The organism is Alteromonas sp. CI.11.F.A3, from assembly GCF_032925565.1.
Classification (GTDB): Bacteria; Pseudomonadota; Gammaproteobacteria; order Enterobacterales; family Alteromonadaceae; genus Alteromonas.
Map to the genome: position 1 here is coordinate 1,965,883 of NZ_CP136708.1, position 17,148 is coordinate 1,983,030.

Genomic DNA, 17,148 nt, shown 5'->3' on the forward strand with positions numbered 1-17,148 from the left:
TCTTATTTATTATTGATAACGGGTGGCCAACCAGCTGCGGGTGGTTTTCTTAACAAGGATAACGCGCTCACCTTGCTTGAAGAGTTCATTGTCTTCGAAAGGTTCGACTAAAACATAGTGTGGCTGTGAATAATCATCGGTGAATTTAGCTTCTGCAGGATTCCCCTTCGATGCGATGCCAATAGTAATATGCGCTACAGCGCCAATGAAGTCTTCGCTTTGAATGGCGGAAGTTTGAAACTTTGGAATTACAGCGGCAATTATTACACTCACTTTCGAAGTCAATAAGGTACCGACAACGGCGGCAAAAGGGAGAGAAACCCAAACGGGCAGGGTGATATTAGCGATAGATTGGGTGGCAAAATTAGTCACAAACCCGAGTAAACCGAAAATGGTTAGAAGCACCACAAGCCATATCAACAGTGGGACTCTATCTAAATTGAGCCAACTGCCGAAACTAAGAATAGAGCTACTTTCTACATCAATATTTGAGTTAGGCATGTCGTCAAGCAAGCCAACCATGCTTATGCCAAAGACAAGCCCCATAATCTCTATAATAAATAAAATAGCTACTGTGGCTAACGCGATGCTAAACCAAAAATTAGCGTCACTCAGCAAAACGTCTAACATTTCCACCGTCCCTGATGATGTTTTTATTAACCTTTTTATATCACATTCCGTTTATATATCCACTGAAAACCATAATAAGGAGGGCGATTTTTTGAATAGGCTTTTGCGCTTTTTATGGTGTATTTAATGGAATTAGTAATCCGGTGAGCATACAAATGTTACTGAAATAAACTGTAATTTTTTTGCCGATTAGTAAGTGAGCTAAAGCAAGGGGGCTATATTAGCGAGCTAACATCGTCTACGTGCATACTGATGCAATATGGGGGAATGCTTTGTTGAGTTCTTTTTTTAGAGAAGGCTGAAAAGAAGTTACTTAAATTTATGGCTTTGTAACGCAATATCTGTGCTAGACACACACAATGTACTGCCTTGATCGTACCAGTCACCTAAAACAATTCGGGTTGCTGGCTTACCATTTGCTATCAGCGAGTGAATATTAGGGCGGTGTGTGTGTCCATGAATTAAACGCTGCACTTTATGTAACTCCATGACTTTCACCACTTCAGTGGGTGTCACATCCATAATGTCCGGTTTAAGGTGCTTTTGGTTTTCTTTACTTTCTGCGCGGCCATTTCGTGCAACACGGCGTCTATACCACAAAGGCAAGGCCAGCATGAGTCTTGGCCACCACCAACCTCGCGATTTTTTTCTAAATTTTTGATAGGCCACATCGTTCGTGCAAAGCTCATCGCCATGGGTGATAAGTGTGGGTGTCCCGTATAAGTCTATTACGGTGGGTTCGTTTATGAGTGTCATGCCGGCTTTGTTAGTCCAGCCTTCGCGTATAGCAAAGTCGCGGTTGCCATGCATAAAATAAATAGGGATATGTTGGCTTAAGGATTTGAACGCGTCTGCAATAGCGGTATTGAACGGAGTAACATCATCATCGCCAATCCAAACCTCAAAAAGGTCGCCCAATACATATAGGGCATCTGCCTCTTTTGCTTCATTTTCTAAGAACTGCATTAAACACGCGGTGATGTCTGGGCGGTCTGCACTTAGGTGTAAATCAGCGATGAAGTAAGTAAATGACATAAAGATGGACAACTTTGAAAGGCGTTTTGAAAAGAAGAGGCCGACTTAAAACAATACGGCCTCTATTTGGGTATGTAGCAACAGTTAGCGTTTAATAAATTAATACGCTAACAAGTGATACTAGGCTACCACCGCTTTTTCAATAATAACTGGCTCTACAGGCACATCTTGATGATAGCCGCTTGAACCAGTCTTAACGCTTTTGATCTTCTCAACAACGTCCATACCGTCTGTCACTTTACCAAACGCACAGTAGCCCCAACCATTCACTGATTCGCTAGTGTGGTTAAGGAAGCTGTTATTGCCTACGTTAATGAAAAACTGCGCCGTTGCTGAATGCGGATCGTTAGTACGCGCCATCGCAATTGTACCAATCTCGTTAGCAACACCGTTGTTTGCTTCATTTTCAATGGTATCTTTCGTGTCTTTCTGATCCATGTCAGCAGTGAAACCACCACCTTGAATCATGAAACCGTCAATAACGCGGTGAAAAATAGTGTCATCGTAGAAACCTTCTTTAACATAAGCTAAAAAGTTTTCTACCGTTTTAGGGGCTTTGTCTTCAAATAATTCTAGGGTGATATCACCAAAGTTTGTTTTGAGAGTAACCATTTGTGCGTGTCCTGCCTTTAAATAAGTAAATACTCGGTAATATTAACGCATAACCAGTCATGCGGGGAAGTAGCGATGCTAAAAAGCAATGCAAAATCTTACCATTTGCCGACATACAGTGCTAAACTTTGCGGCCATTTTTATACTTAGGAATTCACTTTATGCTACACCTTTACAATACCCGTACCCGTGACAAGGCGAAATTCGTGCCGCTTCAAGAAGGGAAGGTGGGCTTGTATGTGTGTGGTATTACCGTGTACGACCTAAGCCATATGGGGCATGCTCGCACTTATCTTAGTTTCGACATACTTGTTCGATACCTTCGTCATCTAGGCTTCGATGTGAAATACGTTCGAAATATCACTGATATCGACGACAAAATCATTGCTCGCGCTAATGAAAACGGTGAAAGCTTTGAAGCGTTAACTAAGCGCACTATTGGTAAAATGCATGAAGATTTTGCGGCTATCAATCTACTTGAGCCAGATGTAGAGCCGACAGTTAGCGGTCATATGGATGACATCATCGATATTATTAAAATATTGATGGAAAAAGGTTTTGCATACCAAGCCTCAAGCGGCGATGTGTTATTTGATGTAAGCAAATTCCCAGATTACGGCAAGTTGAGTAAGCAAGACTTAGATCAACTTCAATCGGGCTCGCGAGTTGAAGTGGCATCAGATAAAGACGACCCATTAGATTTCGTATTATGGAAGCCGGCAAAAGCAGGCGAGCCTGCTTGGCAATCGCCGTGGGGTGAAGGTCGCCCTGGCTGGCACATTGAATGTTCTGCCATGAACAAAAAGCACTTAGGTGCACATTTCGATATTCATGGAGGTGGTTCTGATCTTACGTTTCCGCACCATGAAAACGAAGTGGCGCAGTCATGCTGTGCATATGACACTCCTTACGTAAACGTGTGGATGCACGCCGGTATGGTGCAAGTAGACGACGAAAAAATGTCTAAATCACTGGGTAACTTTTTTACCCTTCGTGATGTGCTACAAGAGCATGATGCTGAAACCTTGCGCTTCTTCTTAATGTCGGCACATTACCGTAGCCAGTTGAGTTATTCGCAAGATAACATCACCCAGGCGAAGGCGGCATTAGAACGTTTATATACTGCGTTACGAGGTGTGGTAATTGATGAGTCGACTGACCTTAGCTACGGTGGTTATTTAGCGCGCTTTGAAGCTGCCATGGATGACGACTTAAACGTACCAGAAGCATTTTCGGTATTGTTTGATGTAGCACGTGAGGTTAACCGTAACAAAGACAACGCGGAAGAAGCCAGCAAGCTAGCGGCCGTGCTTAAAGGGTTAGGTGCCATTTTGGGTATGCTGCAAAGCGACCCCGATACTTACCTAAAAGGCGGCAGTGAAAACGACGATGAAGCCGCAGAAATTGAAGCGCTGATAAAACAGCGTAACGATGCCCGTGCAGCTAAAGACTGGGCAGCCGCTGATGCAGCTCGTGACGCGCTTAATGCTAAAAATATAGTATTAGAAGACGGACCTGCAGGCACGACTTGGCGCAGAGGCTAGGCGTTTACGCATACATCTACTTGAAAGGTCAGCTCGTTAGCTGGCCTTTTTTATGCCTATCTCCGTTTTTATAATTTGGCTAGAAAAACAAAAAAAGGGCGTAGCCAAGTTCATCAGCTACGCCCTTATGATCAAACAGCAATTCGCTTAAAAGCGTTTTTCAATACCAATTTCAAATCTACGCTGTGCACCATACCAACAATTGTTGGTGTCGTAGCAAGCACCTACATATTCTTTGTCAGTAAGGTTGCTTACGCTGCCAGTTAGTTTCAAATCGTATTGCGGCATGTCGTAAGACAGAACTGCATCAATCAAAGTATACGAAGGAACGGTATCAGAGTTGTACTTGTCAGCTTGTGTTTCGCCTACATAACGAACACCTGCACCTAACATCAGACCGTCTAATGCATCGTCGAAAAAGTAGTTTGCCCAAACTGAGGCACTTTCTTCAGCAACCCATACTGGTGTTTTACCAACCACGTCGGGGTCTAATGTATCTTCAGTCACTTCCATATCAAGAAACGTTGCGTTTGCTTGTAGTGAAAGCGCGTTAGTAACGCGAGTATTAAGTTCTAGCTCTATACCTTTAGACTCGACTTCACCATTTTGTGTGTACTGGGCAAAGTCTGATGTATTTACTACAACGTTCTGTTTTGTCAGTACGAAGTAAGCACCTGTAAACGTCGTTGCGCCGTTACCGCTGATATACTTAGTGCCGATTTCCACTTGATCTGCGGTAGTTGGTTTAAAGGCTGCTTCTGTTACTGAATCAGTGCCTGATACTGGCTCGAAAGATTCAGAGTAATTTGCATACATGCGCCAGCCTGAATCAAAGGTGTACATGGCTGCAACGCGTCCTGAAAATTCACTTTGGTCAATTTCTGTAGTGCTGCCGTAAGGAAAACCAGCATATTCATTGGCTGCCACATCGGTGCTTTCAAATTGGTCGTAGCGGCCATTTAACAAGAAGGTGAAGTTATCGATGCGAATTTCGTCTTGAAGATAGAAACCGATTTGCTCAATATCGATAACGTGGTCTTCTTGATAAAAATCTAATGGAAGCGAACTTACATCGAAAAGATCGTTATCAATATTGCTCAAATCAAGCGCCGGGGTACCTGTGGTCAAAGTATCGCGATACGCTACGGTAGAGTCTGAATTTTGATAATCCACACCAAACAATAGGTTGTGTGCCACATCACCGGTTTGTACAAACCCAGCTACTTGGGTATCGACAGTGACACCATCGATTTCTTCATCGGTGAGGTAGGCGGAGCGGGTTAAGTAAATACCATCCGTTGGTGGTTCGCTTGAATGATAAGAGTTTTGCTGTAGTGCATCGGCATCGGTATAGCGAAACTTTTGTAAAACCGACCAATTGTTATTGAATTCATGATTTAACTTATAGCCAAGCATAAGCACTTCACGAGAATAACGGTTCCAATTCTCATCACCCGCATAAACGCTAGCATCAAGCTTTCCATAAGGCGCTTCGTAGAGTGTACCTATACCAGGAAGTGGGGTAGAGGGGACCATTTCAGGGTCATTTTGATAATACGCAGACAGCGTAAGTTCTGTGTTCTTGGTAATATCTACGGTGACAGAAGGCGCAATAGTATAGCGTTCATTTTCAGTAGTGTCTTGAAAGCCATCTTGTTTTCTTCCTAACGCTACAATGCGATAGCGCGCGTTATCAGTCAGTTGACCTGTGGTATCTACACCAAGTTCGAATAAGTTATCAGAACCTACAGCTGCACGAATCAAAGTTTCGTCTTCGTCTTTAGGGTATTTGGCCACTTGATTCACCATACCGCCTGGGGGAACCAAGCCATAAAGCGATGACGCAGGGCCTTTCAGAATCTCTAATGATTCTGTAGCGAAAGCATCCACTTGAGGATAAAGGTTCCAACTGTTGTTACTTAGAAGCGGTAAACCATCATAAAAGGTTTGGTAGGTATCGAAACCGCGAATGGTAAACTGGTCGAAAATAGTGATTGTGGGTCGGCTTTCAGTTGTTACGCCGGAACTATAGCGTAGGGCTTCTGACACGGTTTGTGCTTGGCGTAACTGTAAAAGCTCTTGGTCGATAACACTAATGCTAACCGGCGAATCAATAGGGCGCAAAGAAGACTTAGTTGCAGTACTTCTATACGACTGCATAGGGTTAACTTCAATGTGCTCAAGGCTTTCATCGTCTTGTTCTTGTGCAACAGGTGATGTAGCTACCGCTATCGCTAATGCGGTTAAGGAAGGGTAAAACCATCCTTTACGACCGTTCAACATTCTTTATTTCCTCAAAATGTAAGACTAACAACCATTGTTATTAGCCAGAAGTCTACCATATGAGCATTGAAATGATAATAGTTATCATTAAGTTTTGAGGGTGAAGGTATTAATTTATTTATCTACAACGCTTTGTTTATTGGTGTTTCCCTTGCTAGTGCTGTTACGGCATCGTAGCCTCTTTCTTCGCTAGCTCAGATTTCCAGCGCTGTTGCGCAATATGGCCTTTCATCAATTCTAAGCATTCATTTACCACCTGTAATACTTCCTTATCTAATGCATCTGCAGTCGGGGTGTAATCGTGCATACCAACAGAGATGAAATGGTCGATGCGCTGGGCGTCTATATCAGTCAGTAAATTTACTAATGACATAGTGACAATATCGGTTACCGATTCTTCCAATGTGTTCTCGATGGTTTTGCCAATAACTGGCAAGTAATTTAAGGTAGACACTTGCGCGTTTCCACGCACCGCTTTGCCAACGCTTTTGCGAACATGCTCGCGTATTACTTCACCGTGTTCATCATTGCTTATCGATTGACCGAGGTGATTAATAACCCCAGCCATCCATTGAGTGATAACAGGGCGTCGTGGCGCAAGGACTTGTTCGGTAATTTCATCAACCAAGGGCGAACCTGCAGCAATGTCTTTTTGCGCATCGCTAAGCACTTTCACCACAATTCTGTCGCTGAGTTCTTCTACAAACACATCGTAGTAAAAAGCAAAAAAGCGAAAAATAGCGGTGCGGTTTAGATCAATTATTTGATACTTTTGCAATCGGTGCAAAATTGAAAATATGCGTAAAAAACGGAACAAGCGTGTAGCACCAAGCGGGATTAGGCCCACTAAATCGTACCAATGTAGAAAAGGAAAAAAGTACCAGCGTAAGTGCTCTTTACGTACTATGGCGACAATCCATCTAAAACAAAATTCAGTAAGAAAAATGCTAATGAAGACTAAATCAACCAACAAGAAATTGTGGTGAATGGGGTCGTAAGCGTTAATTAATGCGGGAAAGAAGGCATCTATTTGAGAATAGATAAAATCGGTAGCGTACAAAGCATCGAAAATTAGCCATGCTAGGTTTAAAAATAAAATACCTAGCATGACTAAATCTAGGATTAACCAGGGCGTTTCATGACTGTTACGTAAATTATCCCGGTTAATCCTTAGCATTGGTCTTATCCTGTACTGTTTAGCCTGTGCTGTTTAGTCTAGTGACGTCTACAAACAGCTTAAGCTTCTGGCCTGGCTGTAAGTAACGTGAGGTATTGATGTTATTCCATTTTCCAATGTTACTAATACTAACATTAAATTTATTCGCGATACGGGACAGTGAGTCGCCATTTCTTACCGTATAGGTCACGCGCTTAGTAATGGCGTCTGCATTTTTTGCGTTGCTATTACTCTTTTGCCAAACCACTAATTTTTTACCAAGACGAAGCGTGTCACCAGGTGCCATACTGTTCCAGCTTGCTAACTTTTTCGTGGTTACACCGTATTTACGGGCAATATCCCATAACGTATCACCTGAGCGTATAGTATGAGTTACTTTGTACGCGCCATGCTTTTTATTTTGCACGCTGGCTAGACGTTCGCCTTGTGATAAATCGTAGTTGTCTAAAGCCTTCAATGCTACTGGCACCATGATGGGTTGGCCAATACGGATCACGTTAGAATCTAGCTCATTAACCTGTTTTATCACTTTTACTGTGGTGTGATATTTATTCGCCAGTTTCCCTAAGCTATCGCCAGGTTTTACCGTATGGCGAACCCAGTTCAATCGATCGGTGCGATCAATTTTTGCAAGCGCATCACTAAAGGCTGTGGCTTTTGTTAGCGGTAAAACTAACCGGTGCGGGCCTTCCGGTGCAGTAGCCCAGCGGTTAAAGCCTGGGTTTAACGCATGCAATTCCTTAAGTGTCATACCTGCAAGGTCGGCAGCGAACGCTAAATCGACTTGAGAGCCAATATCTACTACTTCGATGACAGCTACGTTCTCTACTTCAGGCCACGCAAAGGCATATTCATCACGGTGTTTTAAAATGTCGGCCAAGGCTAATAATTTTGGCACATATGCGCGAGTCTCGCGGGGTAAGTTTAACGACCAAAAATCGGTGGGCTTACCGGCTTTTTTATTTGCTCTAATCGCTTTTGAAACACGACCTTCGCCACTGTTGTATGCCGCCAGCGCGTGCAACCAGTCGCCATCGAACATGTTCGACAAATAGGTTAGATAGTCTAAAGCACCTTTTGTTGAAGCTATAACGTCACGGCGACCGTCGTACCACCATGTTTGATCCATACCGAAACGTTTGCCGGTACCAGGAATAAATTGCCACATGCCGGCCGCTCGGCCATGAGAATAAGCGAATGGATCGAAGGCACTTTCAACAATAGGCAATAACACCAATTCCATTGGCATATCGCGCTTTTCAATTTCATCTACAATGTAGTAAAGAAAAGGTTTCGCGCGAGTAACCACACGTTTCATGTACTCTGGATGCTTTAGATACCAGTTTTTTTGCACATCAACGCGGCGATCATCGGGAATATATAAATTAAGCCCATCGCTTACTCGCTGCCATACATTGGTAATAATGGCTTCGGTTTCTACTGCCGGATCATCAATAAGCTCTTCTGCTTCCGACAGCAAATTATCTTTAGGGTGCACTACATCAATAACGCCATCGCGCGCTATTTCACAGTCTTCAATTGCTTCGGGCGTTTCGTGTAATGTGCTGCAAGGTTCAGTTGAGCCTTCAACATTTTGCACATTCACTACGTCTTCTTGTATTTGTTCTTCGGTGATTTGACATCCACTTAGCCCTAACGCTAATAAAACGGGTGACAAAACAAACAACTTCAACTGCATGTAGAAGGAACCTCTCGAATATCTGCAAACCGCACATTCTACCTTCAGTGCGTTAGTTTTGCATTAAAACTCATCTTTCCAGCGTCGAACTGCAGCAAATACAGCTACATCGTCGCCCATGTTTTTTTCGCAATAAGCTTCGGCAGCAGTTTGTACAGAAAGTTCATGAGAACGTAAAAAAGGGTTAATTTGTTTTTGTTCAGCCAAATTTGAGGGCAGGGTAGGCATACCCATTTCTCGTTTTTTATCTACCCATGATGAATAGGTTTGAAGGGCATGGTTTTCTGGCTCTACTTCTAATGCAAAGCGTACATTTGATTGCGTGTATTCGTGGGCACAATAAACCAATGTGTTATCGGGCAAGCGTTTCAGCTTGTTCAATGAGTGAAGCATTTGTTCAGGCGAACCTTCGAACAATCTGCCACAGCCTGCTGAAAATAAAGTGTCCCCGCAAAACAGGGCGCCGTGTCCGAAAAACGCAATATGATCGAGAGTATGACCGGGCACTTCCATTACTTGGAATTCTAAATCTAATACAGGAAGCTGTAAGGTATCGCCTTGTGAAACAGATTTAGTGATACCCCGAATATGACCCCCTCTTGGGCCGATAACGGGAAGGTTGGGGTTTGCTGACACTAATTTGGCAATGCCACCGGTGTGGTCATGATGATGATGCGTGATTAATACTGCCGCTAAATGTAGGTTTTCACTTTTTAAAAACGCGAGTACTGGCTCTGCATCGCCGGGGTCGACAACGATTGCTTGCTCGTTATTGTGAATACACCAGATGTAATTGTCGCTAAATGCTTCGATTGGAAAAATTGAAATGCTGTGAGGAAGAACGTCAGTAGCCATGGTGCACCTGCTTGTGTAGGTATAATTATGCGATACTATAAGAACTTGTTGTACACAGAGCAACCTTGAGGCACGCTTAGCATCTATGAGATCAGCATTTCGCTCCCAAGCACCCCGCTACCCTGAAGACTGGACCGACTTTCCGGCAGGAGAGCAAATCAAGCAAGCCATCACGCAAGTGTGCGACGATTACACCCAACGCATTTTTGGGTATCATTTCGTGAAACTTGGTAGTTTGAGTGCGCAAATTCCGTTAAAGCAAAGCCCCATTCGCAATATTATTAGCCAAGTGCCATTTAGCGCAATGCATGTATCGAATGATAATTTAAGCGACAGTGCTAGCAGCAATGCTGAGGGGATAGAAGACGCTAAGCATCAGCATGGCAAGTTATCAGATGCCATATTATCGAGCACGTTATCGGACAGCCACACATTTTCGGGTAAAGACAGCTCAGTAAGCCCTAAAATAGTAGGACAGTCACACCAACTGCCTTTTTCAGAAAACAGCATAGACGGCTTTTTGCTAGCCAATGAATTGGACTTTGCCCAAGACCCCCACGAAATTCTGCGCGAAGTAGATAGAGTGATTACTCAAAGTGGCTACGTGATAATTAGCGGGTTTAACCCGTTGAGTTTGGCCGGCATCGCTAAGTTCTTGCCGGTTAAGCGAGATAATAAGTTACATGATGCGCGCTTTTTTACCTCGTATCGCATAAAAGATTGGTTGCAGTTATTAGGGTTTGAAATTGTAGAACAGCGCCAAATTATGTTTTCTACTTTGTTTTTTGAGCAACGTTGGGATTATTCGAAAAATATTCAGCACTGGTTATCTGCTTATCTTCCGTGGTGCAGCGCCATGTATGTGATACTGGCCAGAAAACGAGTAATGCCGATGACCGCTATTCGGCCCAAGCTACAATTGAAGCGACAATTTTCACCCGTAGGCGCAGCCAGTGCCAGAACCTCTTCGTACAACAAAGCCAAAAACTGAGACACCCATAGTTTTATCTAAAGCTGAAACTTGGACACCCACCTTTTATTGGCATTATTAAAGTGTTCAAACTGAGCTTCTTAATGTGGACAGCCACAGAAACCTTAAAACTAGACACCCATGCTAATGACAGCTGAAAGTTATGAAGAATAGTTGGACACTCAAAGTTTAACTAACCATGGACACGCACGTTAATTTGGAATTTCAATAACCTTAAAACTAGACACCCATGCTAATGACAGCTGAAAGTTATGAAGAATAGTTGGACACTCAAAGTTTAACTAACCATGGACACCCACGTTAATTTGAAATTTCAATCAATGGATGTCCTCATTTTATACATTTCATCTGGGAATTTAAAAGGTGGGTGTCCATAGTTGATTTGGGACTTTGAAAAGTGGATGTCCATCGTTTATCGATTGATTAGGTGGCGTTAAAACATGGATGTCCATTCTTAAGCTTAAACTGATTTTCAAACTAGTCAGAGAACCAAGAACACTTCCATCTTTTCCCAAAAACAAAAAAGCCGCGTTGATATTATCAACACGGCCTTCAAGTTTTGTAGCGGGTGGCTTGCCTTGAGGCAGCAACTACATATTACTTAACGCGCATACCAGGCAAAGCGCCTTCGTGCGGCTCTAAGATATAAAGCTCATCGCCACCAGGGCCTGCCGCTAATACCATGCCTTCAGACATACCAAAGCGCATTTTACGTGGCGCTAAGTTAGCGACCATCACAGTATGCTTTCCGATTAGCGCTTCAGGCGAGTAGGCAGATTTAATTCCAGCAAATACTTGCTTCGTTTCGTCGCCCAAATCTAGCTCTAAACGTAAAAGTTTATCGGCTTTTTCAACATGTTCAGCATTAGCAATACGTGCAATACGTAAATCTACCTTAGCGAAATCGTCGAATGAGATTGTCTCGCTAATAGGATCTTTACCAAGCGGGCTGTCTGGGCTAACCGCAGGTTTCGTTGGCTCTAGGTTTTCTTTTGAATCGTCAACCATGGCGTCTACTTTCTCCATTTCTACACGTTGCATCATTGGCTTAAACTTGTTGATAGCGTGGCCCGTTAATACGGTTTCAAGTGATGACCAAGTAAACTCATCGTTCAAGAAGCCTTCCGCTTTCTCTGCCAATACTGGGAGCACAGGTTTTAAGTAAATGACTAACAGGCGGAACATGTTAATACCCAACGAACATACATCATGGGTGAACTGCTGTTTGGTTTCGTCTTTAATGGTTACCCAAGGGGCGTTGGTATCAATGAACTGATTGGCTTTGTCTGCCAATGTCATGATTTCACGTATTGCTTGGTGGTAACGACGACGCTCGAACAAGTCAGCAATGGTGTCAGCTGCATTTTGGAACTCGGCAATAAGCTCAGGTTCTAAAACGTTGTCAGACAATTTGCCGTCAAAGCGCTTAGTAATAAAGCTAGCACAACGGCTAGCAATGTTGACTACTTTACCCACTAAATCTGAATTCACTTTTTGTGCGAAATCGGTAAAGTTTAAGTCGATATCCGTTACGTTATCGCCAAGTTTAGACGCAAAGTAATAACGTAAGTATTCTGGGTTTAGGTGGTCTAAATACGTGCGGCCTTTAATAAAGGTGCCGCGAGACTTAGACATTTTCGCCCCATTCACAGTAACAAAACCGTGAATATTCACACCAGTAGGTTTACGGTAACCCGCACCTTCTAGCATGGCAGGCCAAAATAGGCAGTGGAAGTAGGTAATGTCTTTACCGATAAAGTGGTAAAGCTCGGCTTCTGAGTCTGCGCCCCAAAAATCGTCGAATTCCAGATTGTTTTGGTCGCAGAAGTTTTTAAAGCTGGCCATGTAGCCAACGGGGGCATCTACCCATACATAGAAAAACTTATTCGGCGCGCCAGGAATTTCAAACCCAAAGTAAGGTGCATCGCGGCTTATATCCCACTGCTGCAAGCCTTCGGTAAACCACTCTTGTAGTTTATTGGCCATCTCTTCTTGCAAGGCACCAGAACGGATCCAGCCTTTCAGCATGTCTTCAAACTTAGGAAGGTCGAAGAAGAAATGTTCAGATTCTTTCAATACTGGTGTAGCACCAGATACCACACTGCGTGGGTTTTTAACTTCTGTAGGGCTGTAAGTAGCACCGCACACATCACAGCTATCGCCGTTTTGATCTTCAGCACCACAGCTAGGGCATGTACCCTTAACGAAGCGGTCTGGCAAAAACATTTCTTTTTGCGGATCGTATAATTGATTGATAGTGCGTTTGCTAATGTAACCCGCGTTATCTAAACGAGTGTAAATTTCTTCACACAAAGCCTTGTTTTCAGGCGAATGAGTTACATAGTAGTTGTCGTACTCTACATGAAAATCGAGTAAGTCTTGATGATGCTCTGCACGAGTTCTGGCAACCATTTCTTCTGGCGTAATACCCAGTTCCTGCGCTTTAAGCATAACAGGCGTACCGTGTGCATCATCGGCACAAACACTGTAACATTCGTTTCCACGCAGACGCTGAAACCGTGTCCAGATATCGGTTTGAATGTGTTCAAGCAAGTGGCCTAAATGAATAGAGCCATTGGCGTAGGGCAACGCACTGGTTACCAGAATGCGGCGATTTTCAGACATAATAACGTATAGATTCTTTGCGTTTCAAAATGGCTGCAAATACTAGCGGAAATCCGCTTTTTTTGCATTACGAAATTCACAAAATACCCCGTAGACAGGATAATTTATGTTCTTTTCCCGTAAAGCTAAGCCACTCATCGACAAAGTTGCCGCTATTTTAGCCAGCTACTTCAGTGTTGAAGCGACCATTACCGCGAAATGGTGTTCAGATAAGCTAGATGCAGATAAAGCCACTGATGCAGTAAAAGTTGACGACACAAACCCTGCCAACACATTCACCATCAACTTACCGTTTTGTTATAAAACCCAGCAAGCGAACGTAAAAGCCCATGTGCTAGAAGCGCTAAAAGGCGAGCTTACCGAACAGCAATTGATTGTTAGCCAACGTATAGCGTCGGGTGAAACTAAAAACTCCGCCGTAAATAACATTAAAAACATCATTGCTGTGGCCTCGGGCAAGGGCGGGGTGGGGAAGTCGACCACTAGTATTAATTTGGCCTTTGCGCTTATGCAAGAAGGGGCCAGTGTAGGCATTTTAGATGCTGACATTTACGGCCCATCGGTGCCTATTATGCTGGGCAATACCGATGCACACCCGCATAGCAGTGATAACAAACATATGCAGCCGTTAAGTGCTCATGGTTTGGTGGCAAATTCCATTGGTTATTTAGTGCCTCAAGAAGACGCTGCGGTATGGCGAGGCCCAATGGCAAGTAGGGCATTAAAGCAGCTTATTGATGAAACCTTGTGGCCCGTACTGGATTACTTAATTGTAGATATGCCACCTGGTACAGGTGATATTCAACTTACTATGGCACAGCAAGTGCCGCTTACCGCTGCGGTAGTAGTTACCACACCACAAGACTTGGCCCTAGCCGATGCCCAAAAAGGTATCAGCATGTTCGAAAAAGTGGGCGTGCCAGTATTGGGGCTGGTTGAAAACATGAGTTACTACCAATGCCGCGCCTGTGGCACCAAAGACTATGTGTTTTCAAAAGATGGCGGCGAAATACTTGCTGAGCGGCACGGCTTACCACTGCTAGGCCAATTGCCACTAGATATTACCGTTCGCGAACACGCCGATGCCGGTACCCCTTTGTTGGTGAGTGCACCAGATAGCCCATTAAGTGAAAGCTATCGCGAAGCAGCTAGAGCATTATCGATGCAATTAGCGTTAACCGTTGCCCCTAGAACCCAGCAAAACAAGCATATTAAAGGCGACCCCATTGGCGTAGCCAGCAAGCTTTAGACGGCAAGCTATAAATTACAAACCTAAACAGAAATTAGTCACTTTTAATCGTTTCAGTTATTAATTTTGGTATTTAAAGTAAATAGAGCTTATAGCCAGTTGATTGGTGTGAGCTACATACGCATAATACCGCACACTTTATAGTAAGGACTTACCGCTCATGCGCCTTTGCGACCGCGATATATACGAACATTTAAAAGCTGGGAAAATAAAAATAGACCCAACACCCGACTACGAAGAAATTAGTGGGGTGACAGTAGATATTCGCCTAGGTAATAAATTTCGCGTATTTGAAGACCATCAAGCACCTTACATCGATTTAAGTGGGCCTAAAGCGCAAGTGCAAGAAGCGCTAGATCACGTAATGAGTGACGAAATTGAACTGCCAGAAGGCAAAGCATTTTTCTTGCACCCAGGGGAGCTTGCATTGGCCATTACGCATGAATCGGTTACCTTGCCTGATTATATTGTTGGATGGCTTGATGGGCGCTCATCGCTAGCACGCTTAGGCTTAATGGTGCATGTAACTGCACACAGAATCGATCCAGGTTGGTCGGGCAATATCGTGCTGGAGTTTTATAACAGTGGAAAATTGCCATTAGCCCTTCGCCCGAAAATGAAAATTGGTGCGTTAAGCTTTGAAGTCTTATCGAACCCCGCCGAGAAGCCCTACAACGCGCGAGTAGATGCCAAATATAAAGGGCAAGACGGTGCCGTAGCTAGTCGTATATCGTCAGACGATAAAAACAGCGCATAAAATCTTTAGCGCGTAAACTATATAAAGCAAAGCATGTAGCAAAACATGAAGTAAAGTATAAAAAGGGTATGCAATGAGATCTAATAAGCCGTTCGACAAAAGCTCGTTTATTATTCTTATTGCCCTTGTTACTTCGCTAGCGCTTGGCTCAGGTATTTATTTTTCAAATATAAGCGCTGATATTGCACTTACCGCAGGCATTACCTTGTTTGTGGCAATATTATGGGTAACGGAAGCGTTGCCCATACCCGCAACCTCACTCATTCCATTTGCACTTTTTCCTCTAGCTGGTGTGTTAACGCATACCGAAGCGGCTTCGTCGTTAGGTAGCCACGTTATTATCTTACTAATGGCCGCGTTCATGCTGTCGAAAGGGTTAGAAAAAGCTAACCTGCATCAACGTTTCGCTATTTACATGTTGCGGGTAACTGGGGCAGGTAGCCCACTAAAGCTAATCTTAAGCTTTATGCTGACAACCGCTATTTTAAGCATGTGGATAAGCAACACTGCTACCATTTTGATGATGCTACCCATGGCCATGGCAATTATTAATGCTATGGAAAATCCCCGCTTTGGTGTGGCACTCATTTTAGGTATTGCTTATGCCGCAAGCCTAGGCGGCGTGGGCACGCCCATTGGCACGCCGCCCAATATAATCTTTATGAGTGTTTACGAAGAAACCCAAGGACATGAGTACAGCTTTATTGAGTGGATGAAAACTGGGGTACCCATTGTACTAGTCTCTATTCCGTTAATGGCGTTGTGGCTAGCGCGGGGATTAACGCAAGTGGGTAACATTGCGTTACCTCAACCGGGCAAATGGACAGTGGCTGAAAAGCGCGTTTTGGCAATATTCGGCACCGTCGCTATGGCGTGGGTATTCAGGCCTTTTTGGAGTGCGTGGTTAGGCATTGCCACCATTAGCGATAGCACCATTGCAGTAGCTGGTGTGGTCGCCATGTTCATGACCAACAACGGTGAAACAACGCCTGCCACCGAAACGCGCAAAAGCCAACACGATAAATTACTCGACTGGAAAACCGCCAATAATATTCCTTGGGGCATGTTGTTATTGTTCGCTGGTGGTATTTGCATTGCCAAAGCGTTTAAAGCATCAGGTTTAAGCGTGCTAATGGGGGAGTGGCTTACTGGGCTTTCAACCTTACCAGTAATTTTCCTTATTCTGGGTATCTGTTTATTTGTAACCTTCCTAACCGAGATAACATCGAATACCGCTACAGCCACTTTATTGATGCCTATATTAGCGGCAGCGGGCTTTGCGGTAGGCGTAGATCCAAAACTGCTGATGATACCCGCCGCTATAAGTGCCAGTTGCGCCTTTATGCTGCCAGTGGCAACCGCACCAAATGCAATAGCCTATGCCACCGAAAAGTTTGATATAAAAACTATGGCGCGAGAGGGCATAGTACTAAACGTGATTGTTGCCTTGGTAGTAACCGCAGTGTGTTATTTAACTTTATAAAAACGATGTTCCACACCGGATGTGCAGTTTTATTTTACAAACTGATTAGCAATTAAGCGCTTAACCAAGGATTTGCACAATTGTCGTTGCATTGTGACTAAAAATAAGTAGACTTATCGGCTCTTTCGGTCGGTGTGTGGCGCAGCTTGGTAGCGCACTGTCATGGGGTGTCAGGGGTCGGAGGTTCAAATCCTCTCACACCGACCAA

13 protein-coding genes and 1 tRNA gene are annotated in these 17,148 nt (G+C 43.8%); 6 read left to right on the top strand and 8 right to left on the bottom strand.

Going from position 1 to position 17,148, the window contains the following annotated elements; all coding sequences use genetic code 11:
• Window positions 1-9 precede the first annotated feature (9 nt).
• From R1T43_RS08430 to R1T43_RS08440, 3 genes are all read right to left on the bottom strand, one after another.
• The gene (locus tag R1T43_RS08430; RefSeq protein ID WP_317354906.1) at window positions 10-630 is read right to left on the bottom strand and encodes an OB-fold-containig protein; all 621 of its coding nucleotides are present in this window, start codon (window positions 628-630) and stop codon (window positions 10-12) included.
• 309 nt (window positions 631-939) lie between these two features.
• Window positions 940-1,665 (bottom strand): UDP-2,3-diacylglucosamine diphosphatase, encoded by a 726-nt coding sequence (gene lpxH / locus R1T43_RS08435; protein WP_211071409.1) that lies wholly within the window; start codon window positions 1,663-1,665, stop codon window positions 940-942.
• A gap of 120 nt (window positions 1,666-1,785) precedes the next feature.
• Window positions 1,786-2,277, bottom strand: coding sequence for a peptidylprolyl isomerase (locus R1T43_RS08440; protein ID WP_317354910.1), 492 nt, complete (start codon window positions 2,275-2,277; stop codon window positions 1,786-1,788).
• A gap of 161 nt (window positions 2,278-2,438) precedes the next feature.
• Between R1T43_RS08440 and cysS the strand changes: the two genes are divergently transcribed.
• Window positions 2,439-3,821 (top strand): cysteine--tRNA ligase, encoded by a 1,383-nt coding sequence (gene cysS, locus R1T43_RS08445; RefSeq protein ID WP_317354913.1) that lies wholly within the window; start codon window positions 2,439-2,441, stop codon window positions 3,819-3,821.
• Between the two features lie 147 nt (window positions 3,822-3,968).
• Here cysS and R1T43_RS08450 read toward each other — a convergent pair whose 3' ends face one another.
• The 4 genes from R1T43_RS08450 to gloB all read right to left on the bottom strand — a co-directional run bounded on the left by R1T43_RS08450 (window position 3,969) and on the right by gloB (window position 9,835).
• Window positions 3,969-6,104, bottom strand: coding sequence for a TonB-dependent siderophore receptor (locus R1T43_RS08450; protein ID WP_317354916.1), 2,136 nt, complete (start codon window positions 6,102-6,104; stop codon window positions 3,969-3,971).
• A gap of 163 nt (window positions 6,105-6,267) precedes the next feature.
• Window positions 6,268-7,281: an ion transporter gene (locus R1T43_RS08455; RefSeq protein WP_317354919.1), complete on the bottom strand. Its 1,014-nt coding sequence runs from the start codon at window positions 7,279-7,281 to the stop codon at window positions 6,268-6,270.
• 19 nt (window positions 7,282-7,300) lie between these two features.
• Window positions 7,301-8,980: a LysM peptidoglycan-binding domain-containing protein gene (locus R1T43_RS08460; protein ID WP_317354922.1), complete on the bottom strand. Its 1,680-nt coding sequence runs from the start codon at window positions 8,978-8,980 to the stop codon at window positions 7,301-7,303.
• 63 nt (window positions 8,981-9,043) lie between these two features.
• Window positions 9,044-9,835 carry a hydroxyacylglutathione hydrolase gene (gene gloB, locus R1T43_RS08465; protein ID WP_317354925.1) on the bottom strand — a complete coding sequence of 264 codons (792 nt, stop codon included), beginning with the start codon at window positions 9,833-9,835 and terminating at the stop codon, window positions 9,044-9,046.
• A gap of 85 nt (window positions 9,836-9,920) precedes the next feature.
• Between gloB and R1T43_RS08470 the strand changes: the two genes are divergently transcribed.
• Window positions 9,921-10,826 (top strand): class I SAM-dependent methyltransferase, encoded by a 906-nt coding sequence (locus R1T43_RS08470; protein WP_211071403.1) that lies wholly within the window; start codon window positions 9,921-9,923, stop codon window positions 10,824-10,826.
• 597 nt (window positions 10,827-11,423) lie between these two features.
• Here R1T43_RS08470 and metG read toward each other — a convergent pair.
• On the bottom strand, window positions 11,424-13,451 hold the full coding sequence (metG, locus tag R1T43_RS08475; RefSeq protein ID WP_317354929.1) for a methionine--tRNA ligase: 2,028 nt from the start codon (window positions 13,449-13,451) through the stop codon (window positions 11,424-11,426).
• A 106-nt stretch (window positions 13,452-13,557) separates the two neighbouring features.
• On the opposite strand from metG, the gene apbC reads away from it, so the two are divergent.
• From apbC to R1T43_RS08495, 4 genes are all read left to right on the top strand, one after another.
• Window positions 13,558-14,700 carry an iron-sulfur cluster carrier protein ApbC gene (gene apbC, locus R1T43_RS08480; RefSeq protein WP_317354931.1) on the top strand — a complete coding sequence of 381 codons (1,143 nt, stop codon included), beginning with the start codon at window positions 13,558-13,560 and terminating at the stop codon, window positions 14,698-14,700.
• Between the two features lie 160 nt (window positions 14,701-14,860).
• The gene (dcd, locus tag R1T43_RS08485) at window positions 14,861-15,457 is read left to right on the top strand and encodes a dCTP deaminase (RefSeq protein ID WP_057791038.1); all 597 of its coding nucleotides are present in this window, start codon (window positions 14,861-14,863) and stop codon (window positions 15,455-15,457) included.
• 73 nt (window positions 15,458-15,530) lie between these two features.
• A complete protein-coding gene (locus R1T43_RS08490) occupies window positions 15,531-16,940 on the top strand; it encodes an SLC13 family permease (protein ID WP_317354937.1) in 1,410 nt (469 codons plus the stop codon).
• Window positions 16,941-17,070: 130 nt separating this feature from the next.
• Window positions 17,071-17,147 (top strand) — tRNA-Pro (locus tag R1T43_RS08495).
• Window position 17,148: the final 1 nt, after the last annotated feature.